The sequence below is a fragment of the Caballeronia hypogeia genome (assembly GCF_001544875.2).
Classification (GTDB): domain Bacteria; phylum Pseudomonadota; class Gammaproteobacteria; order Burkholderiales; family Burkholderiaceae; genus Caballeronia; species Caballeronia hypogeia.
Genome location: NZ_FCOA02000071.1, coordinates 1 through 3,742, shown reverse-complemented (window position 1 = coordinate 3,742; position 3,742 = coordinate 1). Strand labels below are relative to the sequence as shown.

The 3,742-nt window shown below is 63.9% G+C and carries 5 protein-coding genes; all 5 read left to right on the top strand.

Going from position 1 to position 3,742, the window contains the following annotated elements:
- Window position 1: 1 nt before the first annotated feature.
- Window positions 2-1,006 (top strand): 1,2-phenylacetyl-CoA epoxidase subunit PaaA, encoded by a 1,005-nt coding sequence (gene paaA, locus AWB79_RS37820; protein WP_061172584.1) that lies wholly within the window; start codon window positions 2-4, stop codon window positions 1,004-1,006.
- 17 nt (window positions 1,007-1,023) lie between these two features.
- Window positions 1,024-1,308 (top strand): 1,2-phenylacetyl-CoA epoxidase subunit PaaB, encoded by a 285-nt coding sequence (gene paaB, locus AWB79_RS37815; RefSeq protein WP_061172585.1) that lies wholly within the window; start codon window positions 1,024-1,026, stop codon window positions 1,306-1,308.
- A 12-nt stretch (window positions 1,309-1,320) separates the two neighbouring features.
- Window positions 1,321-2,118: a 1,2-phenylacetyl-CoA epoxidase subunit PaaC gene (gene paaC / locus AWB79_RS37810; RefSeq protein WP_061172583.1), complete on the top strand. Its 798-nt coding sequence runs from the start codon at window positions 1,321-1,323 to the stop codon at window positions 2,116-2,118.
- Entirely contained in the window at window positions 2,118-2,636 is a 519-nt protein-coding gene (paaD, locus tag AWB79_RS37805; protein WP_061172582.1) for a 1,2-phenylacetyl-CoA epoxidase subunit PaaD, read from the top strand. Before paaC ends, paaD begins: the two co-directional genes overlap by 1 nt.
- Window positions 2,637-2,684: 48 nt before the next feature.
- Window positions 2,685-3,742: 1,2-phenylacetyl-CoA epoxidase subunit PaaE (gene paaE, locus AWB79_RS37800; protein ID WP_061172581.1), on the top strand; the 1,058-nt coding region annotated here is incomplete at its 3' end.

Here is a 3,742-nt window from a genome sequence, read left to right as displayed (position 1 = left end):
CATGTACACCCAATCCCTCGACCTCCCGAGCCCCACCTCGGCCAGCGAAGCGAACGTAGCCGCATCGTCGCCCGACCAGACCCGTTTCGACGCCGTGATGCAAGCCGACGGCAAAATCGAAGCGCAGGACTGGATGCCCGAGGCGTATCGCAAGACGCTGGTGCGTCAGATCTCACAGCATGCGCACTCGGAGATCATCGGCATGCAGCCCGAGGGCAACTGGATCAGCCGCGCGCCCAGCCTCAAGCGCAAGGCGATCCTGCTGGCCAAGGTGCAGGACGAGGGCGGTCATGGCCTGTATCTGTACAGCGCCGCCGAAACGCTCGGCGTCTCGCGCGATCAACTGGTCGCGGCACTGCACGCGGGCAAGGCCAAATATTCGAGCATCTTCAATTACCCGACGCCCACCTGGGCCGATGTCGGCGTGATCGGCTGGCTGGTCGACGGCGCCGCGATCATGAATCAGATTCCGCTGTGCCGCTGCACGTACGGCCCGTATGCCCGCGCGATGATCCGCATCTGCAAGGAAGAGTCGTTCCATCAGCGCCAGGGGTTCGACGCCTTGCTCGCGATGATGAAGGGCACGCAGGCGCAGAAGGACCTCGTGCAGCAGGCGGTGAACCGCTGGTGGTGGCCGGTGCTGATGATGTTCGGCCCGAGCGACAAGGACTCGATCCACAGCGGCCAGTCGTTCGCGTGGGGCATCAAGCGCATCTCGAACGACGATCTGCGCCAGAAGTTCGTCGATGCCACGGTCGAGCAGGCGAAGATCCTGGGCGTCACGCTGCCCGATGCGGATCTGAAGTGGAACGACGAGCGTCAGGCGCATGACTACGGCGCGATCGACTGGGAAGAATTCTGGCGCGTGGTGAATGGCGATGGTCCGTGCAACAAGGAACGCCTGGCCACGCGCGTGAAGGCACACGACGACGGCGCATGGGTGCGCGAAGCCGCGCTGGCCTACGCAGACAAGCAGAAAGCCCGCGCCCACCAACAAGCTGCATGAGCATGGAGACGATGAAGATGAACAAGGAATGGCCGATCTGGGAAGTGTTCGTGCGCAGCAAGCAGGGACTCGATCACAAGCACTGCGGCAGTCTGCACGCGGCGGACGCGGGTGCTGCGTTGCGCATGGCGCGCGACGTGTACACGCGGCGTCAGGAAGGCGTGAGCATCTGGGTGGTGCCGTCGGCGGCGATCACGGCATCGGACCCGGCGGACAAGGGCGAGCTGTTCGAGCCGGCAGGCGACAAGATCTATCGGCATCCGACGTTCTTCGTGCTGCCCGACGAAATCAACCACATGTAAGGGCGCGAGAACATGAGTCAGGAACATCTCGCCTACGTGCTGCGTCTTGCGGATAACGCGCTGATCCTCGGTCAGCGCAACGCCGAGTGGTGCAGCCATGGCCCGGCACTGGAAGAGGATATCGCGCTGGCGAACATCAGCCTGGATCTGATCGGCCAGGCGCGTCTGCTGTACACGCATGCGGCGACGCTCGATGCCTCTTTGAACGGCACGAACAAAACCGAAGACGATTACGCGTACTTCCGCGGCGAGCGCGAGTTCGCCAACTACACGATCGCGGAGCTGCCGCACTTCGGCCCGCTCGCCGGCACCGTACGCGCCGAGCGCGACTACGCGGTGACGATCGTGCGCAACTTCCTGTACTCGGCGCTGATGGTCGAGGTGTGGAGCGCGCTGCAGGCATCGAGCGATGCGCAGCTCGCGGCGATCGCGGCGAAGTCGATCAAGGAGACGAGCTATCACCTGCATCACGCACGCGACTGGCTGATTCGTTTCGGCGATGGCACCGAGGAATCGCATCGGCGCGCGCAGGCCGCGCTCGATTATCTGATGCCGTACACGCGCGAGTTCTTCGCCACCGATGCGATCGAGCAGGCGGTCGCCGCTGCGGGCATCGCGCCGCTCACAAGCGAATTCGAAGCGGCGTGGCGCGAGCAGGTCCAGTCCGCGCTCGACGAAGCGACGCTCGACGCACCCGAAGAAGTGAAGCACATCAGCGCCGGCAAGCACGGCGAGCACTCGGAGCACATGGGTTATCTGCTGGCGGAGATGCAGAGTCTGGCGCGTCAGCATCCGGGCGCGAGCTGGTGATGCATACCGTCAGCACCCACGCAACCATCGAGCGTGCATGGTCCGTGCTCGAAGCGGTGCCCGATCCGGAGATTCCGGTGGTGTCGATTCGCGAACTGGGCATATTGCGCGATGTGCGTCACGGCGACGATGGCGTGCTCGAAGTGGTGATCACGCCGACGTACTCGGGCTGCCCCGCGATGTCGCAGATAGCTGAAGACATCGCGCAGGCGATCGATGCAGCGGGGCTCGGCGCGCATCGCGTCGAGACGGTGCTGGCGCCGGCGTGGACCACCGACTGGATCACGGAGGAAGCACGCGAGAAGCTGCGCCGATATGGCATTGCGCCGCCGGGCGGCGCGTGCGGCAGCGCCGGAAAGCCGATCCGCTTCGTGCCTTACAAGAAAGAAGTGATCGCCTGCCCGCGCTGCGGCTCGACGCACACGGAGAAGCTTGCGCAATTCGGCTCGACCGCGTGCAAGGCGCTGTATCGCTGCGTGGATTGCCGCGAGCCGTTCGATTACTTCAAGCCGTACTGAACCGATTCAACCGAATTCACCGATCTCACCGTAAGCGAGCCGATAACCATGGCGACTCCGCAATTCCATGCGCTGCGCATCCGCGACGTGCGCCCCGAAACCGCCGATGCGGTGACCGTTTCCTTCGACGTGCCGCCCGCCTTGCGCGATGCGTTTCGTTTCACGCAGGGTCAGTTCGTGACGCTCAAGACGCATATCGACGGCGAGGAGACGCGTCGTTCGTATTCGATCTGCGTGGGCGTGACCGACTACGACCGCGACGGCGAATTGCGCATCGGCATCAAGCGCGTGCGTGGCGGGCGCTTCTCGAACTTCGCGTTCGATACCTTGAAGCCGGGCCACGAGATCGATGTGATGACGCCCGACGGGCGCTTCTTCACGCACCTGAACGCGGATCACGCCAAGCAATACGTGGCGTTCTCGGGCGGCTCGGGCATCACGCCGGTGCTGGCGATCATCAAGACGACGCTCGATACGGAGCCCACGAGCCGCTTCACGCTGGTGTACGGCAATCGCAGCGTGGACGCGATCATGTTCGCGGAAGAACTCGAAGATCTGAAGAACCGGTATATGGACCGGTTCGCGCTGTATCACGTGTTGTCCGACGATCTGCAGGACGTCGAGTTGTTCAACGGCGTGCTGGATCAGGAGAAGTGCAAGGCGTTTCTGTCGAGCTTGCTCTCGCCCGAAGAAATCGATGAAGCGTTCATCTGCGGCCCCGGCCCGATGATGGATGCGGCGGAAGCGGCGCTCAAGGACTCGGGCGTGGCGCCGAAGCAGATTCATGTCGAGCGCTTCGGCACGCCGTTGCCGCAGGCGGGGGTGCCGCCGATCGAGATCACGGAGGACACGCCGGCGGCGGAACTGGAGCTGGTCATCGACGGCAAGAAGCGCAAGCTGCGCCTGCCGTACGAAGGCGTGAGCGTGCTGGATGTCGGGCTGAAGGCGGGGCTCGCGTTGCCGTACGCGTGCAAGGGCGGCGTGTGCTGCACGTGCCGCGCGAAGGTGCTCGAAGGCGAAGTGAAGATGGACAAGAACTACACGCTCGAACAACACGAAATCGATGACGGCTTCGTGCTGACTTGCCAGTGTCATCCGGTGAGCGA